The following is a 16,921-nucleotide window of genomic DNA, read 5'->3' as shown; positions in this document are numbered from 1 at the left end:
ACGATTCTGCGACTCCTGGCATCGGTCACACCGCCGAGCCGCCGGCCTTCCTGCACAAGCCTCGTGCGGGACCGTGTCGTGCAGGAAGTGTCATTCGCCTGCGCGGGTGGCGAGGACGGAGATCCCGGACGCGACTTCACGCCAGGCCGTCCCCGCATGTGCGAACAGCTGTCCGCCCGCACCGAGGATGCGCACTCCCGCGGTCGTCCGCGCACCGGCGGCGGAGATCGCATCGCCCGGAGCGGCCTCCGAGGTACCCGGTCCCCCGACCATCTGAGTGATGAGTTTCGGACTGCTCGGGTCCATCAGCACACCCAGCTGGTCGGCACCCAACCACACCAGGCCCGTCGCCGGCTCGGAGAGCTGGATCAGCTGCTTGGCATCGCTGAGCTCGATCGGAACACCCGCGGCGTCGCGGACGATGCCGGCCACGACCACCCAGTACTGCCTGCCGACCGTGATGACCGCGGCAACCCGACTGCCGTCCGCGGCGACCCGGAGGTCCGAGATCGCGGAAGCATTCGGCCAGGCGTTCCCCACCGTCTGCGGAACCACCTCAGCGTCCCAGGCGCGTAGGGCGGAAGGATCCCCTCGCGGCACCGACCAGGTGTACCCGTACGGGTCGAGCGAAGGATCGATGAGCCCGGTACGCGAATCCAGCTCGACGCGGCTGCCGTCGCGGACGAGGTAGACATGACCGTCTCCGAGTCGCGCCGCGACCTGGGACTCGTCCGCCGCCACATCGAGGGAGAGGATGGGTTGAGCGATCGCGTCGATCTCGGCGCTGATGCCGGGTAGGGGCGAGATCTCATCTCCCACGATCTTGCCGAAGACCCCGTCCTTCAGGACGAGCGTGCCGATCTCGGTCGAGGGTTCGATCACGTCGACCACGCCGGCATCGAGGTCACGGCCGTCCACGGTGAACTGCACGCGCGTGACTGCGACGCCTGCGGCCCTCAGCGTCGCCTGCAACTGGGTGCGCATCCGCGCGAGCGTCGTCTCGTCGAGCGCGACCGCCGGACGGGTGAGCGCGACTTCGGCCACCTGCCCGGTGATCGGAACCGCGTCCTGGGCCAGCTGGACGTCGGCGGGGAACGAGTTCTGCACGACGGGATCCAGCCAGGCGCTGGGCACACCGCCGATCAGTGCCCGCGTCACCGTCGTCGCCGGGCTCTGGCGCCGAGGGAACCACCTCATGTCGGGGACGAGTCGCGACCAGCTGACGTCGAAGTACTGCAGCGGATAGGCGTCGTACACCTTGTCGAACCGCGGGTCGTCGATCACGACCCCGTCGAGCGCTTCCGTGATGCGCCATTCGCCGTCGTCCATCCGCTCGAGGGCGAACGGCATGGTCGAGGCCCCGGGCGCATCCGCGTAGGCACCGGATTCGTCGACGCTCGCGACCAGGTCCAGCTCGACCTGCACCTCCGCCGTATCCGCCTCCTCGACCAGCTCTTCGGGGACCGTCGAGGTGAGGGTGCGGGATTCCGGGCCCGCGTCGACGGACACGCCGGACGCGGGTCGCCAGGTCCGCTGCAACGCAGGCGAAAGGAACTCGCGCGCTGTGGCCCAGTTGTCGGCGGTGGTGATGCCGGCCTCCAGGAAGCCCTCCACGATCCGCTCGGGGCCGGCCCCCTTGACCGGGCCCGAAGCGACCGGGAAGAAGTCGATGTCCTGCGACGATTCGCCGAGCTTGAGGCCGACTGTCACGTCGCCGCTGGTCGGAAGCCCTGCACACGCCGGCAGCAGCAGCGCGGCGAGCGCCAGCGCCGCACCACGCAATCGTCTCTTCGATCGTGCGCGGATCATGGCCCCTCCCCCTCGTCGAACAGCTCGATGCGACTCTCGGCGAGCGAGATCGGCTGTGTCGCGTCGCCCAGCTCCGCCAACGGCTCCTGCGGCTCGACGGGGACCGGGCTCGGTCCGTCCAGCGTCCCCTCGTGCCGAGGAATGGTCAGCACGAAGTTCGTCCCGACACCGAGTTCCGACCAGACCGCCAGCGTTCCGCCGTGCAGGGTGGCGTCGCCGAGAGCGATCGACAGCCCGAGCCCCGTGCCGCCGATGGTGCGCTGTCGAGACGGATCCGCCCGCCAGAACCGGTCGAACACCCGCTCGGCGTCGCCCGGCTCCATCCCGAGACCGAAGTCCCGGACGCCGGCGGCGACCGCGTGCTGGTTGCTGTCGACCGTGATGACGACCGGACGGCCCTCGCCGTGCTCGATCGCGTTGCCGATCAGATTGCGCAGCACCCGGCGCACCCGGCGGGGGTCCATGTCCACGGGCGAGTAGCCGCCTGGCGCCACCAAGCGCAATTCGGTGCCGTGGCCGTCCGCGAGCGGTCTCATCTGTTCGATGATGTCCTCGGCCAGGTGCGCGAGACTCGTGGCCTCGAGCTCGAGCTGCACCGATCCCGCATCGTAGCGACTGATCTCGAGCAGGTCGGAGAGCAGCGTCTCGAACCGCTGCACCTGCGCGTGCAGCAGTTCCGCTGCGCGCGCCGTGGTCGGCTCGAACTCCGCACGCTGGTCGTTCAGCATGTCCGCGGCGAGTCGGATAGTGGTCAGCGGTGTACGCAACTCGTGCGAGACATCGGAGACGAAGCGCTGCTGCACCATCGACAGCTCGCCGAGTTCCTTGATCTGCGCCTCGATGCTGTCGGCCATGGCGTTGAACGAACGCCCGAGGACGGCCAGCTCGTCCTCGCCGTGCACATCGATCCGCACCCCCAGATCGCCCGCGGCGAGTCGCGCACTCGTCTCGGCGGCCTGGACGATCGGTGTCGACACAGCTCGCAGGACGATCCAGGAGATCGCCGCCACGATCGCCACGAGCCCGATCCCGGCGATCCAGAGCGTGCGCTGCACGAACAGGAGCGTCTGATCGGCATCGCCCAGGTCATAGGCGAAGTAGATCTCGAACGGCCCCGCTTCCGGGACCTGGAGCTGCTGTCCCACGATGATCCCGGGGACCACCCCGCCGTTCTCGACCGGGAGCGCGACGGACTGCCACTCCTGGCGGTCATCGAGTTCGACCACGCGCCTGCGCAGTTCCGGGCTCAACAGGCTCTCGTTCAGCCCGGCCTCGAACCCGTTCAACGGCGAGGTGTCGGCGCCCGTCTCGATCTTGTATCCCGCGAGCTGGTCGGTGCTCGACGTCCGTGCCAGCGTGTCCCTGATGCCGTCCCAGAGAGTGCTGAGCGCAGCCGGGTCGTCTCCCACCTCGGCCACATCGAGGATCCGCTGCGCCTGGTCGACTGCTCGGCGCGCGTCTTCGAGGGCGACGTTCTTCCGTGAGATGAAGAGGTCGTTCTGGATCGCGAGAGCCATCGTCACGCACGTGATGAAGATCGCCAACGAGGTCGCGAGCAGCGTGATCGAGAGGGTGCGGAACCGGAGGGACCGTCTCCACAGGAGGCCGAGCATCGTCGGCCAGCCTCGCCAGTCGCGCAGGACGGCGACCGTCGTCGTGGTCGCTGTCGTCGCAGCCATCGTGCTCCTAGCCCACGCTCCCGGCACGGTAGCCCACACCGCGCACCGTCATCACGATCTTGGGGTTGTCCGGGTCGAGCTCGACCTTGGCGCGAAGACGCTGCACATGCACGTTCACGAGTCGCGTGTCGGCCTTGTAGTGGTATCCCCACACCTGTTCCAGGAGCATCTCCCGGGAGAAGACCTGCTGAGGCTTCGAGGCGAGAGCGACGAGCAGCTGGAACTCCAAAGGCGTGAGTGCGATCGGGTCCGTCCCTCGACGCACCTCATGCGCGTCCACGTCGACGGTGAGGTCACCGACCCGCAGCTGTTCGCTGGTGGCCTGCGGCGTCGGACGGAGACGAGTACGGATCCGCGCCACGAGTTCCTTGGGGTTGAACGGCTTGACCATGTAGTCGTCCGCGCCCACCTCGAGCCCACGGACGACGTCGGCTGTGTCGCTGCGTGCCGTGAGCATGATGATCGGCACCCCGGATTCGGCGCGGATGCGCGTGCAGATCTCTATCCCGTCCATCCCGGGGAGCATGAGGTCGAGCAGCACCAGATCGGGCCGCTGCGTGCGCCACTCCTCGACGGCTCGCGCTCCGTCCGCGCAGAAGACCGGCTCGAAACCCTCGGTGCGCAGCACGATTCCGATCATCTCGGCGAGTGCTGTGTCATCGTCGACCACGAGAATGCGTGAGGTCATAACTGTTACCTTATGGCACCCAGTCCCAGAGGCCCCAGGTCTGCGCACCACGTCGTGGATATGACACGATGGGACCGCACGATGGAGGGAGTGCCTTTTGAGTGGCCAGACATGGACGCCCGCCCCGAAGAAGGGGATCATCCCTCTTCATCCGCTGACATTCGGAATGCTGCTGGGGAAGGCCTTCGCGGCGCTCCGGCACAACCCGAAGGTGCTGTTCGGGTTCGCCGTCGTCATCCAGCTCGTCGTCGTGTTCGTCACCGCGGGCGTGATGGGGGTCGTGTTCTTCACGACGTTCTCCCGGTTGGAGACGGTCTCCCCCTCGTCACCGGACTTCGAGGCGGTGCTGGCCGGGACGGTCGGGATCAACCTCATCGCCGGAATCGCCGTGGGCCTCGCGACGATCGCGTTCACCGCGGTCATGCAGGGCGTCGTCGCCGCCGAGATCGGCTACGCAGCCGTCGGCGTGAAGGCCACGCTCCGGATGCTCTGGCGCAGGATGGCGCCGTCGTTCTGGCGGCTCGCCGGCTTCGCGTCGCTGACTGTGGCCGCGGTCTTCGGACTCTTCGCGATCGTCGCGGCGATCATCGCCGCGTTCGTGGCGGGCGGCCTGGGTGGTAGTGCCGAGCTCATCGGGGTCGTCGTGCTCACGGTGATCCTCATCGTGCTCGCCGCCATCCCGCTGTTCGTGTGGCTGACGACGAAGCTGCTGCTGGTGCCGTCGATCCTCGTCCTCGAACGTGCACGCTTCCGCGACGCACTCGTCCGGTCCTGGCGCCTCACCCGGGGCCGCTTCTGGGTCGCCTTCGGGGTCGTGTTCCTCATCAACCTCATCATGGGCGTGGCGATGCAGGTCGTGAGCATCCCCTCGACGCTGCTGAGCACGCTCCTCACTCCCGTGATCGCGCCCACCGGCGCTCTGGAACCTGCGGCCGTCGTCGGTTTCGTCCTCGCGATCCTCGCGCCGCAGATCCTGATCCTCGTGATCCAGGCGATCGCGGCGGTGGTCCAGAGCACGGGTGCCGCACTCATCTACGTCGACTGCAGGATGCGGTACGAGGGCCTGGATCAGACACTCATCGCGTATGTGGAACGCCGGGACCTCGGCTGGACGGACGAGCAGCAGGGTGACCCGTTCCGGGTGGACCCCGCCCGTGCCGTCAGCTCCGCACCACCGCCCCGACAGGTTCCCGAGCACGTGCAGATGACCCAGGGCTACGCCTCTGCTCCGTACGGCACCGCACCGGGCGCTCCCTCCTCCCCCTACCCGGCAGCGCAGCCCTACCCGGGACAGCCTTCGCCCCCGCCCCCGGCGCAGCCCTCCGCACCCCCGGTGCCGACACCATCGCCGGGGAGCACGGGATCGATGGGGGCCGCGCCGACGGGGTTCCCGCCCCCGCCTCCGCCCGCACCGACCGCACCGACCGCCCCGCGGGAGACCGGTTGGGCTGCGCCCGGCGGCGATGACACGGCATGATCCGACCGTTCGACGACCTGTTCGTCCCCGACGGCGACGAGGCGCGACGCTGGGCCGAGGAGGAACTCTCCAACCCGCGCTATGCCGACGCGAAGCCGACGTGGTTCGACCTCTTCGCCCGTGACGTGGGCCGTTTCCTCGCCGATCTGTTCAACGCCGACAACAGTGCGAATGTGGGGCCGGCCGCCCTCATCATCGTGATCACGCTCATCGTCGCCGCGTTGATCGCGGCCCTCATCATCTGGGGTCGGCCTCGAAGGTCCCGCACCGTCCGACGCGGTCGCGCGGATCTCCTGGGCGCGGCCGATGATCGCTCGGCGTCACAACTGCGCAGCGACGCCGAGCGCCGAGCACGCGAAGGCGATTGGAGCACGGCGACGATCCTCCGGTACCGCGCCATCGCCCGGAGCCTGCTGGAGCGGGATCTGATCGATCCCGCTCCCGGCGCCACCGCGCAGTCCATCGCGCGCGACGCGATCCGGGTGTTCGAGCAGGAGGCGGAGGCGATGCGCCGCGCGGCCACCGCGTTCGACGACGTCCGCTACCTCGGGCACGCCGCGACGGAGCAGACCTATCGAGAGCTCGCCGCGACCGACGCCCGACTGCTGTCGCTTCGTCCCGAGGAGGTGCCGGCGTGAGCATGACCGCTCAAACCCCGTCGGTCCCGTCGACCGCCGAGCACCGACCGCGCAAGACGAAGGCGATCGTGGGCTGGCTGATCGTGGTGGCGCTCCTGCTGATCGTCGCTTTCGTCGCGCTCCGTGTCAGTGTGACACCGCCGGGAGCACGGGGAGCGCTCGATCCGGAGGGCCGGGACGACGCGGGCGCGCTCGCCCTCGCCGAGATCCTTCGCGACCGAGGAGTCGACGTCGACGTCGAGCGTTCCCGGACGGCCGCGCGCGCGGCGATCGGCGACGACACGACCCTCGTGATGGCGAATCCGTACACGTTGACGGACGACGCCTTGGAGACGCTGATGGAACCGGCGGACCGCATCGTGTTCCTCTCCGCAGGCACCCATCTCCTGAGCGCACTCGACATCGGTGAGAACGCCCCGGGGACGCTTCCTGCGGTGTCCGCCGAGTGCGATGTCGCCGAGTTCGCCCGAGTGGGGACGATCCGCGCGGACAGACTCTTCTCCCCCACGAGTGGGGTGGTGCCCTGCTTCGGCGATGCGAACGGCGCCGCGGTGCTCGTGGACGACCGCACGGACGACCGCCGCATCGTCGTGGAGGGCTCGAGGCTTTTCGCAAACGCCTCCCTCGCGGAGAACGGCAACGCCGCGCTGGCCCTCGCCCTACTCGGGCAGACGGACCACGTCGTCTGGTACGTCCCGAGTTTCGCGGACTCCGACATCGAGGGCGAGTCGATCGACACGCTCGGAACCTTGACACCGCCCTGGGTCACCCCGGTGATCCTCCTGCTGCTCCTCACAGGGATCGCCGCGGCCGTCTGGCGCGGTCAGCGCTTCGGCCCGCTGGTGGCCGAGACTCTGCCCGTGACCGTCCGCGCCTCCGAGACGATGCACGGGCGCGCGCGTCTGACGGCCAGGGCCGCGGACTCGGCACACGCCGCGGAAGCTCTCCGCGACGGCGCCCAGCGCCGACTCGCACGACGACTCGGGCTCGCCGCACACGCCGGCGCGGACGAGGTCGCTGACGCGGCCTCCGACCGACTTCGGATCCCGCGCGGCACCCTGCAAGCCCTGCTGGCCGGGCCCCTGCCCACCGACGACACAGCCCTGATCGATCTCGCACGACGACTCGATGACCTCGAGGCCGCAGTGGAGTCGAGCAGGCACAGTGCGAGGCATGACGAATGATCGAACGAGCCGACCCTTCCATCCACCCAGAGAACCCGAGGGAACCCCGTGACCGTTGAGAATCTCCCCGCCGACGACGCCGCGCTTCGTCAGGCCATGCATCGGGTCCGCACCGAGGTCGACAAGGCCGTCGTCGGGCAGGCCGGCACCGTCACCGGACTCCTGGTGTCCCTGCTCGCCCGGGGCCACGTCCTCCTCGAGGGCGTGCCCGGGGTCGCGAAGACGCTGGTGGTCCGGTCCTTCGCTCGAGCGCTCGGCCTCGACACGAAGCGCGTCCAGTTCACGCCCGACCTCATGCCGGGCGATGTCACCGGTTCGCTCGTATACGACGCTCGCACCGGCGAGTTCGATTTCCGGGCCGGGCCCGTGTTCACCAACATCCTGCTCGCGGACGAGATCAACCGCACGCCTCCGAAGACGCAGGCAGCCCTTCTCGAGGCGATGGAGGAGCGCCAGGTGTCGGCCGACGGTGTCAGTCGTCCTCTGCCGGACCCGTTCCTCGTCGCTGCGACCCAGAACCCGATCGAGCACGAGGGCACCTACTCGCTGCCCGAGGCACAGCTGGACCGCTTCCTGATGAAGCTCGTCGTCGGCATGCCCGAACGCGATGCCGAGCTCTCGGTGCTGCGCCGCCACGCGGACGGCTTCTCCCCCCGCGAACTCACGGGTATCGATCCGGTGGTCTCGCCGGACGAGATCCGTGCCGCCCAGGAGCGCGCGGCGGCGGTCGAGGTCACCGACGACGTCCTCGGCTACGTCGTCGACCTCGCGCGCGCGACACGCCAGTCCCCCTCGGTCGAGCTCGGTGCCAGCCCCCGCGCCTCGACGGGACTGCTCGCGGCAGCCAAAGCCTGGGCTTGGCTCAATGCCTCCTCCGCGGTGACCCCCGACCACGTGCAGACCATGCTGGTTCCGGCCTGGCGCCACCGGCTCCAGTTGCGGCCGGATGCCCAGATGGAAGGCGTGTCGGCCGACGCGGTCCTCACTTCCGTGGTGCAGCAGACCCGGGTGCCGATCTAGGTGTTCATCACCGGCCGGCTCACCATCGCCCTCGCCGTGGGCGTCCTCCCGCTCGTCCTCATCGGACTGGCGGGCTATCCGGCGTACCCCGCCCTCGGGGCCTGGATCGGCCTGTGCGTGCTGCTGGTCGCCCTGGATGTCACACTCGCTGCGAACCCCCGATCGGTGACCGTGAGCCGCCGGGTGCCCCAGCGAGCTCGTCTGGGCGAGCAGGTCCCGGTGAGCGTCGCCGTCCACAACCACGGCACCAGGACACTGAACGCCGTGATCCGCGACGCCTGGCAGCCCACGGCAGGGGCTCCCGCCGAACGCCAGCACCTGCGTGTGGCTCGGGGGGAACGCGCCCGTGTCTCGATCACCCTCCGCCCCCGGCGACGTGGGGAACTGGTGAGCGACTTCGTGATGATCCGCTCGCGCGGCCCCCTCGGCCTCGCCGGACGACAAGCACGACACGTCGTCCGCGGCGCGATCCGGGTGCTGCCGGCTTTCTCCTCGCGAAAGCACCTGCCCTCACGCCTCGCGCGGTTGCGCGAACTGGACGGCAACACCAGCATCCAGGTGCGCGGTCAGGGAACCGAGTTCGATTCGCTGCGCGAGTACGTACGGGGTGATGACGTGCGCTCGATCGACTGGCGGGCCACGGCTCGAGCCGGAACGACGATGCTTCGCACGTGGCGTCCTGAGCGCGACAGGCACGTGGTCATCATCATCGACACGGGCCGCACAGCCGCTGCCCGAGTCGGGGACGGCACCCGTGTCGATGCCTCCCTCGAGGCCGCCCTCCTCCTCGCCGCGCTCGCCTCCCGCGCCGGCGATCACGTGCACCTGCTCCTGTACGACCGCGTCGTCCGTGGCAGGGTGACCGGTGTCGACGGCACCGCACTGCTCCCGGCAATGACCGACGCGATGGCCCCGGTGCACGCACGCCTGGTCGACACCGACTGGCACGGTGCCTTCGCTGCGGTCCGCTCGCTCACCACACGACCGTCGCTGATCGTCGCGCTGACCGCGCAGGATGCCGCAGAATCGGCGCGCGGCTTCCTCGGGGCCTTCCCGCGGGCGTCACGGGCGACGACGGTCCTCGTCGGTTCGGTGACGGACGACGGCATCAGTGCTCTCGCCCGAGAACGAGGTTCCCGGGAAGAGGTGTACCTCGCTGCCGCGGCCGAACGCACCCTCCGTGACGCGGAGAACGTCGCCGACGCGATCCGCAGAGCCGGTGGAGAGGCGATCGCCGCCGACCCGGAGGAACTCCCCCCTCGCATCGCGGATCGCTACCTCGAGCTGAAGGCCGCAGGACGCCTCTGACCTGTGCCGTGCCCGTGCACTGAGGGCGATCAGCCGGAGATGAGCCGCGGAGTCCCTGCCTCGTACTCGACGAGGTCGCCGGTCTCCCCCGCCCGGTGCGCACGCCCTCCGATGACGAGCATGTAGATCAGGAACACCGCGAGAGCGGCCGCACCGATCCCGATCTTCACCGGCCACGGGAGGCCCCAGCCGGTCACGAAGCCCTCGACGAGCCCCGACAGGAACAGCGCGAAGATGAGTCCGATCGCGACCGTGGCGAGTGCCCTCCCCTCCTCGGCGAGAGCCTCCCCGCGGGTGCGGTGGCCGGGAGCGACCCAGGCCCAGAAGATGTGCAGCCCCGCGGCACCGGCGACGAAGATGCAGGTCATCTCGAGCATGCCGTGCGGGAGGATGTAGAGCACCATCAGATCGGCCTTGTCGTGCGCCGCCATGATCGCGCCGGCGGTGCCGATCCCCATCGCGTTCTGCACGAGCATGTAGACGGGCCAGATCCCGGTGACGCCGAACAGCACGCACTGCATCGCGATCCAGGCGTTGTTCGTCCACACCATGCCCATGAACGTGGCCGCGGCGTTCTCGGTGTAGTAGCCCGTGAAGCTCTCGTCCGCGTACTGCTCGAGGGCGTCGGGCGGACCGAGGGTCGCGATCAGCGCCGGGTCGCTCGCGATCCATGCGGCTGTGCCGACCGCGACGGCGATGAAGGCGACCGCGATCACCAGAGTGGTCCATCGCAGGCGATAGAGAGCGGCAGGAAGCTGCAGTCGGAAGAACCGTGCCGTCTGGGTGAGGATGCTGTCGGACGCGCCGGTGAGGCGGAGCCGGGCTCTCACGAGGATCGTGGACAGATACGCGCCCTGCGGCGAGTCGCCGACCGAGGTCTTCAGTTCGGCGAGGTCGGCCGATGCGGCGCGGTAGCGGACGATCAGCTCATCCACTCCGGCACCGTCGAGTCGGGCGCGGCTGAGCTCGTCGAGCCGTTCCCACTCGGCACGGCGTGCATCGGTCAACGCGTCGGCATCCACCTGATTTACTGTACTCATGTCCACCCCGATCGACGTCTCCGACGAGGTGCTCTCCGGCGAAGCCGTCGCCATCGATGTGCAGCCGGTCGGCTTCCTGCTGCGAGCGCTCGGTGCCGCCATCGACATGCTCCTCGGATACGCCGTCTTCGCGCTGTGGCTCTTCCTGCGCATCTGGCTGCTGAACGCCGGCGTGCTCGACGACGCCACCGACCGCATCGCGACGGTCGCGGCGATCGTGGTCAGCTTCGTGGTGCTGCCGATCACCATGGAGGTCGCGCTCAAGGGCCGCAGTCTGGGCAAGCTCGCGATCGGCGGACGCATCGTCCGTGTGGACGGAGGCGCCGCCGGATTCCGCCATGCCTTCATCCGCGCGCTCATCGGCGTGCTGGAGATCTACATCACGTTCGGCGGCATCGCCGTGCTCACGGGCGCCTTCACGGCGCGGTCCCAGCGGTTGGGCGACCTCGTCGCGGGGACCTACAGCCAGCGGGTCCGCACTCCGGCCCTCATCTCGCACGCCCCCGTGCTGCCCCCGGCGCTGGCCGGATGGGCGCAGATCGCCGACGTCGCGCGAATGCCCGACCGGCTGGCTCGGCGCATCTCACAGTTCCTGGTGAGCGCTCCGCGGATGATCCCCGCCGCGCGGGCCCGCGTCGCGCAGGAGCTGCTGGCGGAAGCGACACCGTTCGTGTCGCCGGTGCCGCCCGTGTCACCCGAGCAGGTTCTCGTCGGCATCACCGTGCTGCGCCGCGAACGGGAGCGCCGAGCGCTGGAGAACGCCGACCGCCGCGCCGAACGGCTCACCGGACGTCACGTCGGCGTCTGAGTCCCGCCGGAGGACGACCTCCGACGCAGACGAGCTCCGACGCGGACGCGTTCAGTAGCGGTAGTGCTCGAGCTTGTACGGCCCCTCGACCGGCACGCCGATGTATGCGGCCTGCGCGTCGCTGAGCGTGGTCAGCTGCACCCCCAACGCGTCGAGATGGAGGCGGGCCACCTTCTCGTCCAGGGACTTGGGGAGCACGTACACGCCGATCGGGTACGCCTCGATGTTCGTGTAGAGCTCGAGCTGGGCCAGCACCTGGTTCGTGAAGGACGCACTCATCACGAAGGACGGGTGGCCGGTGGCGTTGCCGAGGTTCATCAAGCGGCCCTCGCTGAGCACGAGCACACTGCGCCCGTGGGGCAGACGCCACTCGTGGACCTGCGGCTTGATCTCGATCTTCTCCGCGCCGTCGAGGGCTTCCAGACCCGCCATGTCGATCTCGTTGTCGAAGTGCCCGACGTTGGCGACGATCGCCAGGTGCTTCAGCGCCAGCATGTGCTCGGTCGTGACGACATCGCGGTTGCCGGTCCCGGTCACGACGATGTCGACCTCGCCCGCGACGTCGAGCAGACGCGCCACCTGGAAGCCGTCCATGGCGGCCTGGAGCGCGCAGATCGGATCGACTTCACTGACGATGACCCTGGCTCCCTGTCCACGGAGGGCTTCTGCCGCCCCCTTGCCGACGTCGCCGTACCCGCAGACGAAGGCCACCTTGCCGCCGATGAGCACGTCGGTCGCGCGGTTGAGCCCATCGGGGAGGGAGTGGCGGATTCCGTACTTGTTGTCGAACTTGCTCTTGGTCACCGAGTCGTTGACGTTGATGGCCGGGAACAGCAGATCCTCGGAGGCGGCGAGCTCATAGAGACGATGCACGCCCGTCGTGGTCTCTTCCGTGACTCCGATCAGCCCTGCGGCGAGCGCCGTCCAGCGGTCGCTCGACTCCGCGAGGGAGCGGCGCAGGAGGTCGAGGATGATCGAGTATTCCTGTGAATCGGTCTCGGTCGGTGCAGGTATTGCTCCGGCCTTCTCGAACTCGACGCCCTTGTGCACGAGCAGAGTCGCATCGCCGCCGTCGTCGAGGATCAGGTTGGGTCCGTCGAACCCGCTCGACGACCAGTCGAAGATCCGCGCCGTACAGGCCCAGTACTCCTCGAGGGTCTCCCCCTTCCAGGCGAAGACGGGCACGCCTGCCGGGGCGTCGACGGTGCCTTCGGGACCCACGACGACGGCGGCGGCCGCCTCGTCCTGCGTCGAGAAGATGTTGCAGCTCGCCCACCGGGCCTCGGCGCCGAGGGCCACGAGCGTCTCGATGAGGACCGCGGTCTGCACCGTCATGTGGAGCGAGCCCGCTACCCTGGCGCCCTTCAGCGGCTGAGCACCGCCGAACTCCTCCCGGAGTGCCATGAGTCCGGGCATCTCGTTCTCCGCGAGCCGCAGCTGGTGACGGCCGGCTTCGGCGAGGGACAGGTCGGCCACACGGTACTCGAGCTCAGGCATGCGCTCATTCTTCCATCCTGTCGGCCCCTCACGACCGTGTGTGTCAGAAGCGGATCGCGTCGATCACCTTCACCCGTAGCGCGACGAGCGCGGGGATGAACCCCGACACGGCGCCCACGACGACCGAGGCGATGAGTCCGACCAGCGCCGCCCTCATCGGGAACGGCGGGACATCCTGGATCCCGTAGAACATCGTGGTCACGATCCAGTCCGATCGCAGGACGGCGACGACGATCGCGATCCCGATGACTCCGGCGACGGTCGTCGCGACGAGGCTCTCGAGGAAGACCGAGAAGAAGACCCGGCCCGAACTGGCGCCGAAGGCGCGGCGCACGCCGATCTCCCGCACGCGCTGCCGCATCGCCACGAGCTGGATGTTGATCAGGCTGAGAGCACCGAGGGCGAGGATCAGCGAGGCGATTCCTCCCGTGATCATCTCGAAGGTCGCCTGGACGTCCAGGGCTCCCGGCTGCGCCGCCCAGTCGGTGCGACTCACCGAGATCGTCTCCCCCTCGGGCAGCCCCGCGCGTAGATCCATCGCCAGCACCGGGCCGATCTGATCGGCCTGGTCGACACCGACCCACACCTCGTACTGCGTCGAGACTTCCGCGGGCAGAGCGTCCACTCTGTCGCGATAGTCGTCGTACAGCAGATCGACCCGCAACTCCTCGTCCCCGAAGCCCTGCCGGGGAGCGATGCCGATCACCTGATAGGTGCCGCCTGCCGCGCCGCCGAACTCGACGGTGGGGTGCTGAGACAGCGGCACCCTCCCCAGACGGTCCCAGAGCGCCTCCGTGATCACGACCGGAGGTGCCATCGCCTCCGGGTCGGAGTCGAGGAACCAGCGCCCCTCCAGGAGCTTCTCGCGATGGATCTGTGGGAATGCCGGGTCCATGATGCGCGCGGGGACCGGGGTGATGCCCTCGGGAAGATGCACATCCAGCATGACCCCCTGCGCGATCCGCGTGGTGTGACTGAAACCGAACCGATCGGACACCCGGGTGAAGCGATCGTCGAATTCGTCGGCGTCGATCGGCGTGCCGTCGGCCGTGCTCGCCGAGACGGCGATGGTCGCGGCGCGTCCGCCCCACCGGTCGGACTGCTCCGCCTGGAACTGGCGCTGATACTCCGAGATCGCCACGACCGCGGTGAGCGCGCCGACCGAGACGGCGATGCCGATCAAGCTCAGCAGCACCCGCAGCTTGTGGACGCGGATCTCCGCCCAGGCGTCGGAGAGCGCGCCGAGGAACCCGGTCACGAGACGGGCTCCGCCACCGCGGGTGTCCCCTCCGACGGCACGGACGCCGCGAGCGTCGAGGCCTCGAAGGCGCGGCCCAGGTCCACCGGCTCCAGGCGTCCGGCGTCCAGGCGGTAGTGCCTGCGTGCGCGCGCGGCGACGTGCAGGTCATGCGTGATGGTGACGAGCGCCGCATCGGTCTCGGTGGCGACCTCGTCGAGAAGGGACATCACGGAGGCCCCGGTATCGATGTCGAGGGCGCCCGTCGGCTCATCCGCGAGGATCAGGACGGGCTTCCGCACCAGCGCCCTGGCGATCGCGACCCGCTGCTGTTCACCCCCGGAGAGCTTGTCGGCGATCTGGTCGACGCGATGGCCGAGGCCGACACGCTCGAGCATGTCCGCGGCGATCTGTCTGCGGTTCCAGAACATCCGGCCCTTCGCATGTCCGAGAGGCATCGTCACGTTGTCGAGCGCGGTGCGCCCGGGGAGCAGATTGAACTGCTGGAAGACGAAGCCCACGTTGTCGCCACGCAGCCGATCGAGGCGTCCCGACCGCATCCGGCGCACTTCACGCCCTTCGAAGGAGACGGAACCGGAGGTCGGCGCATCCAGCATCCCGAGGATGTTGAGCAGCGTCGACTTGCCGGAACCCGAGCGCCCGACGATCGACACGTGGTCCCCGGCGCCGACTTCCAAGGTGATGCCGCGAAGGATCTCGAGCCGCGAGTCGTCCGGGAGGAGAACGCTCTTCGCGACGTCCTCGAGTGCGACGAGGCTCACCAGCTCATCCCGCTGTCGCACTGTTCGACCCCCGGCGACACTTCGTAGCAGAACTCCTCGACGGGGGCGACGAAACCGGGCACGAACTCGCGGATGCTGTCGCCTTCCGCCAGTCCCTCCGTGACCTCGACGATCACCCCGTCGTTGACCCCGAGCGTCACCGTGCGCTCCTCCGGCTCGGAGCCGTCAGCCGCGTCGACCCAGACCGTGCCTGATCCGGCACCGCCCTGCACCGCGGTGACCGGGACCACGAGTGCGTCGTCGACCTGGCCGAGGGCGAGGTCGAGGGTCGCGGGAAGCCCGGCGAAGACCGTCTGGTCCTTCGGGATGGCGCACCGCACGCTGGCTGTCCCCTCTGCCGAGACCTGGACGCGCACGCCGGTGCACGCGAACGGGGCCGGTCCGCCCGTGATGGTGATCGTGGCCTCGCTCGGCGCGTTCACGAGACGATACAGCTGGACCGGGTCGACGGTCGCCAGCAGGTGGTAGCGCGCGGGCGTGAGCTTGTACGTCTCGGTACCGACGGACGTCATCTGCCCCTTCACGAGAGCGATCTCCGACACGTCGCCGGCTTCGGGGGCGAGCACGTCGATGTCCTTCCGGGGATACTCCTGACGAACGGTGAAGAGCTTCTGACCGGCGCTCACCGCCGCGCCTTCGCTCACGTGGACGGCCGTGACCGTCCCGTCGAGTTCGCTGCGCACCCCGAAGGTCTCGTCGCGAGCGATGTTGCCGGTCAGGGTCAGAGCATTGACGACCGAACCACGTTCCACGGCGATGATCGGGTCGGTGATCCCGGCATCAGGGCTGACGATGGTCTCGGCCCTGTCGGGGAAGAAGGCGATCTTGACGAGCGCGGCGGCGCACGCACCGAAGACCACGACGAGAAGCAGGGGGAAGATCCAGCGACGCCAGACGATCACGAGTGCCTTTCCGGCTGCGCCGCCCTGGCACGCCTCGGGACAGCGTATCCAGGCGCAAGCGTTCTCCTGGGGCGGCTGACACCGCGTGTCCGGCCCGAAGGGGCGCCGTCAGACGCGGAGGGCTTCGTGGCGGACGACGAGCCAGCCGGCCGGGACCGAGAGTCGATCCGCGTGCGGCGAGCAGAGGTCGTGGGCCTGAGGGTCGTTCGCGGCACCGAGCGGTCCGAGCGCCGCCATCTGGTCGCCATAGTCATAGGTGAGGGTGGCCACGGCTTCTCGCACGCAGCCGACCTTCGAGCACAGTCGTCCGTCCATCTCCGCCAGCGTACGGCTGCCGTCCGTCGACGCTCGGGATGCCGCGCCGCAGACGCGGACACCACCTAGACTTTCGTCATGCCCCGTCGTCGCACTGCCCACGCCTCCGCCGCCCCTCGGCGCGGTGCCCGGCACGGACGTCACGGACGTCTGGGCCGCAGCGAGGTCGTACGGCCTCCCCTCGCGCCCCTCGACGGACGCCTGGACCGCTTCGACCTCACGGTCGGCACGGCGGTCGAGTTCCTCCGTGGAACCTGGCCGGAGCTGCAGGAGGTGCGATTCGAGATCGGCGCGATCCCGGGTTTCGACGCGACCGACGAGGTTCCACGCTGGTACCTCGACCGTGAGAACCGACGCATCGTGCTGTTCCGCCTGCCCATCGAACGGTTGCTTCCCCCGGGTCACGACGACGCGCCGCATCGGCGGATGGCGATCGAGAGCGCCGTGTTCCGCGCCGCCGCCGAGTACGTCGGTCGCGAGCCGTGGGATCTGGGCCACGAGCACTGACCTTTCCCC

16 protein-coding genes are annotated in these 16,921 nt (G+C 69.2%); 7 read left to right on the top strand and 9 right to left on the bottom strand.

What is annotated here, in order from left to right:
* Positions 1–90: 90 nt before the first annotated feature.
* Genes LRQ07_RS06630 through mtrA form a run of 3 tightly spaced genes read right to left on the bottom strand, consistent with a single transcriptional unit; the run spans position 91 to position 4,176 of the window.
* A complete protein-coding gene (locus LRQ07_RS06630) occupies positions 91–1,809 on the bottom strand; it encodes an LpqB family beta-propeller domain-containing protein (protein WP_256536201.1) in 1,719 nt (572 codons plus the stop codon).
* Complete coding sequence (gene mtrB / locus LRQ07_RS06625) at positions 1,806–3,488, bottom strand: MtrAB system histidine kinase MtrB (RefSeq protein ID WP_256536200.1); 1,683 nt, start codon at positions 3,486–3,488, stop codon at positions 1,806–1,808. The genes LRQ07_RS06630 and mtrB overlap by 4 nt, the downstream gene beginning before the upstream one ends.
* Positions 3,489–3,495: 7 nt before the next feature.
* Entirely contained in the window at positions 3,496–4,176 is a 681-nt protein-coding gene (gene mtrA, locus LRQ07_RS06620; protein WP_047524414.1) for an MtrAB system response regulator MtrA, read from the bottom strand.
* Positions 4,177–4,273: 97 nt separating this feature from the next.
* Between mtrA and LRQ07_RS06615 the strand changes: the two genes are divergently transcribed.
* The 5 genes from LRQ07_RS06615 to LRQ07_RS06595 all read left to right on the top strand — a co-directional run bounded on the left by LRQ07_RS06615 (position 4,274) and on the right by LRQ07_RS06595 (position 9,803).
* Complete coding sequence (locus LRQ07_RS06615; RefSeq protein WP_256536198.1) at positions 4,274–5,653, top strand: glycerophosphoryl diester phosphodiesterase membrane domain-containing protein; 1,380 nt, start codon at positions 4,274–4,276, stop codon at positions 5,651–5,653.
* Positions 5,650–6,291, top strand: a complete 642-nt coding sequence (locus LRQ07_RS06610) for a DUF4129 domain-containing protein (RefSeq protein ID WP_232762135.1) — start codon at positions 5,650–5,652, stop codon at positions 6,289–6,291. The genes LRQ07_RS06615 and LRQ07_RS06610 overlap by 4 nt, the downstream gene beginning before the upstream one ends.
* 2 nt (positions 6,292–6,293) lie before the next feature.
* Entirely contained in the window at positions 6,294–7,475 is a 1,182-nt protein-coding gene (locus LRQ07_RS06605) for a DUF4350 domain-containing protein (protein ID WP_256536197.1), read from the top strand.
* Between the two features lie 96 nt (positions 7,476–7,571).
* Positions 7,572–8,495 carry an AAA family ATPase gene (locus LRQ07_RS06600; RefSeq protein WP_256536422.1) on the top strand — a complete coding sequence of 308 codons (924 nt, stop codon included), beginning with the start codon at positions 7,572–7,574 and terminating at the stop codon, positions 8,493–8,495.
* Positions 8,496–9,803: a DUF58 domain-containing protein gene (locus LRQ07_RS06595; RefSeq protein WP_256536196.1), complete on the top strand. Its 1,308-nt coding sequence runs from the start codon at positions 8,496–8,498 to the stop codon at positions 9,801–9,803.
* 29 nt (positions 9,804–9,832) lie between these two features.
* Here LRQ07_RS06595 and LRQ07_RS06590 read toward each other — a convergent pair whose 3' ends face one another.
* Positions 9,833–10,825: a stage II sporulation protein M gene (locus LRQ07_RS06590; RefSeq protein WP_047523006.1), complete on the bottom strand. Its 993-nt coding sequence runs from the start codon at positions 10,823–10,825 to the stop codon at positions 9,833–9,835.
* Between the two features lie 16 nt (positions 10,826–10,841).
* Here LRQ07_RS06590 and LRQ07_RS06585 point away from each other — a divergent pair, with 16 nt between their 5' ends.
* On the top strand, positions 10,842–11,651 hold the full coding sequence (locus LRQ07_RS06585) for an RDD family protein (RefSeq protein WP_131491981.1): 810 nt from the start codon (positions 10,842–10,844) through the stop codon (positions 11,649–11,651).
* A gap of 51 nt (positions 11,652–11,702) precedes the next feature.
* Here the strand turns inward: LRQ07_RS06585 and ahcY are convergent, their stop codons facing one another.
* From ahcY to LRQ07_RS06560, 5 genes are all read right to left on the bottom strand, one after another.
* Positions 11,703–13,148 (bottom strand): adenosylhomocysteinase, encoded by a 1,446-nt coding sequence (gene ahcY, locus LRQ07_RS06580; RefSeq protein WP_256536195.1) that lies wholly within the window; start codon positions 13,146–13,148, stop codon positions 11,703–11,705.
* Between the two features lie 43 nt (positions 13,149–13,191).
* Complete coding sequence (locus tag LRQ07_RS06575; protein WP_256536194.1) at positions 13,192–14,406, bottom strand: ABC transporter permease; 1,215 nt, start codon at positions 14,404–14,406, stop codon at positions 13,192–13,194.
* Complete coding sequence (locus LRQ07_RS06570; RefSeq protein WP_248540118.1) at positions 14,403–15,167, bottom strand: ABC transporter ATP-binding protein; 765 nt, start codon at positions 15,165–15,167, stop codon at positions 14,403–14,405. Before LRQ07_RS06570 ends, LRQ07_RS06575 begins: the two co-directional genes overlap by 4 nt.
* On the bottom strand, positions 15,164–16,090 hold the full coding sequence (locus LRQ07_RS06565; RefSeq protein ID WP_232762142.1) for an efflux RND transporter periplasmic adaptor subunit: 927 nt from the start codon (positions 16,088–16,090) through the stop codon (positions 15,164–15,166). Before LRQ07_RS06565 ends, LRQ07_RS06570 begins: the two co-directional genes overlap by 4 nt.
* 108 nt (positions 16,091–16,198) lie before the next feature.
* On the bottom strand, positions 16,199–16,405 hold the full coding sequence (locus tag LRQ07_RS06560; RefSeq protein WP_047523011.1) for a DUF3499 family protein: 207 nt from the start codon (positions 16,403–16,405) through the stop codon (positions 16,199–16,201).
* Positions 16,406–16,483: 78 nt separating this feature from the next.
* On the opposite strand from LRQ07_RS06560, the gene LRQ07_RS06555 reads away from it, so the two are divergent.
* Positions 16,484–16,912 (top strand): hypothetical protein, encoded by a 429-nt coding sequence (locus tag LRQ07_RS06555; protein ID WP_244093626.1) that lies wholly within the window; start codon positions 16,484–16,486, stop codon positions 16,910–16,912.
* Positions 16,913–16,921 lie beyond the last annotated feature (9 nt).

It is taken from the genome of Microbacterium sp. J1-1, assembly GCF_024498615.1.
GTDB lineage: Bacteria > Actinomycetota > Actinomycetes > Actinomycetales > Microbacteriaceae > Microbacterium > Microbacterium aurugineum.
This window is presented reverse-complemented; position numbering and strand designations above follow the sequence as displayed.

What these genes read in the sequence shown, in the direction of transcription:
- LRQ07_RS06600 (WP_256536422.1), top strand. Translation starts at nt 7,572, where the DNA reads ATGCATCGGGTCCGCACCGAGGTCGACAAGGCCGTCGTCGGGCAGGCC.
- LRQ07_RS06610 (WP_232762135.1), top strand. Translation starts at nt 5,650, where the DNA reads ATGATCCGACCGTTCGACGACCTGTTCGTCCCCGACGGCGACGAGGCG.
- mtrA (WP_047524414.1), bottom strand. Translation starts at nt 4,176, where the DNA reads ATGACCTCACGCATTCTCGTGGTCGACGATGACACAGCACTCGCCGAG.
- LRQ07_RS06630 (WP_256536201.1), bottom strand. Translation starts at nt 1,809, where the DNA reads ATGATCCGCGCACGATCGAAGAGACGATTGCGTGGTGCGGCGCTGGCG.
- LRQ07_RS06585 (WP_131491981.1), top strand. Translation starts at nt 10,842, where the DNA reads ATGTCCACCCCGATCGACGTCTCCGACGAGGTGCTCTCCGGCGAAGCC.
- LRQ07_RS06555 (WP_244093626.1), top strand. Translation starts at nt 16,484, where the DNA reads ATGCCCCGTCGTCGCACTGCCCACGCCTCCGCCGCCCCTCGGCGCGGT.
- LRQ07_RS06605 (WP_256536197.1), top strand. Translation starts at nt 6,294, where the DNA reads ATGACCGCTCAAACCCCGTCGGTCCCGTCGACCGCCGAGCACCGACCG.
- mtrB (WP_256536200.1), bottom strand. Translation starts at nt 3,488, where the DNA reads ATGGCTGCGACGACAGCGACCACGACGACGGTCGCCGTCCTGCGCGAC.
- LRQ07_RS06560 (WP_047523011.1), bottom strand. Translation starts at nt 16,405, where the DNA reads ATGGACGGACGACTGTGCTCGAAGGTCGGCTGCGTGCGAGAAGCCGTG.
- ahcY (WP_256536195.1), bottom strand. Translation starts at nt 13,148, where the DNA reads ATGCCTGAGCTCGAGTACCGTGTGGCCGACCTGTCCCTCGCCGAAGCC.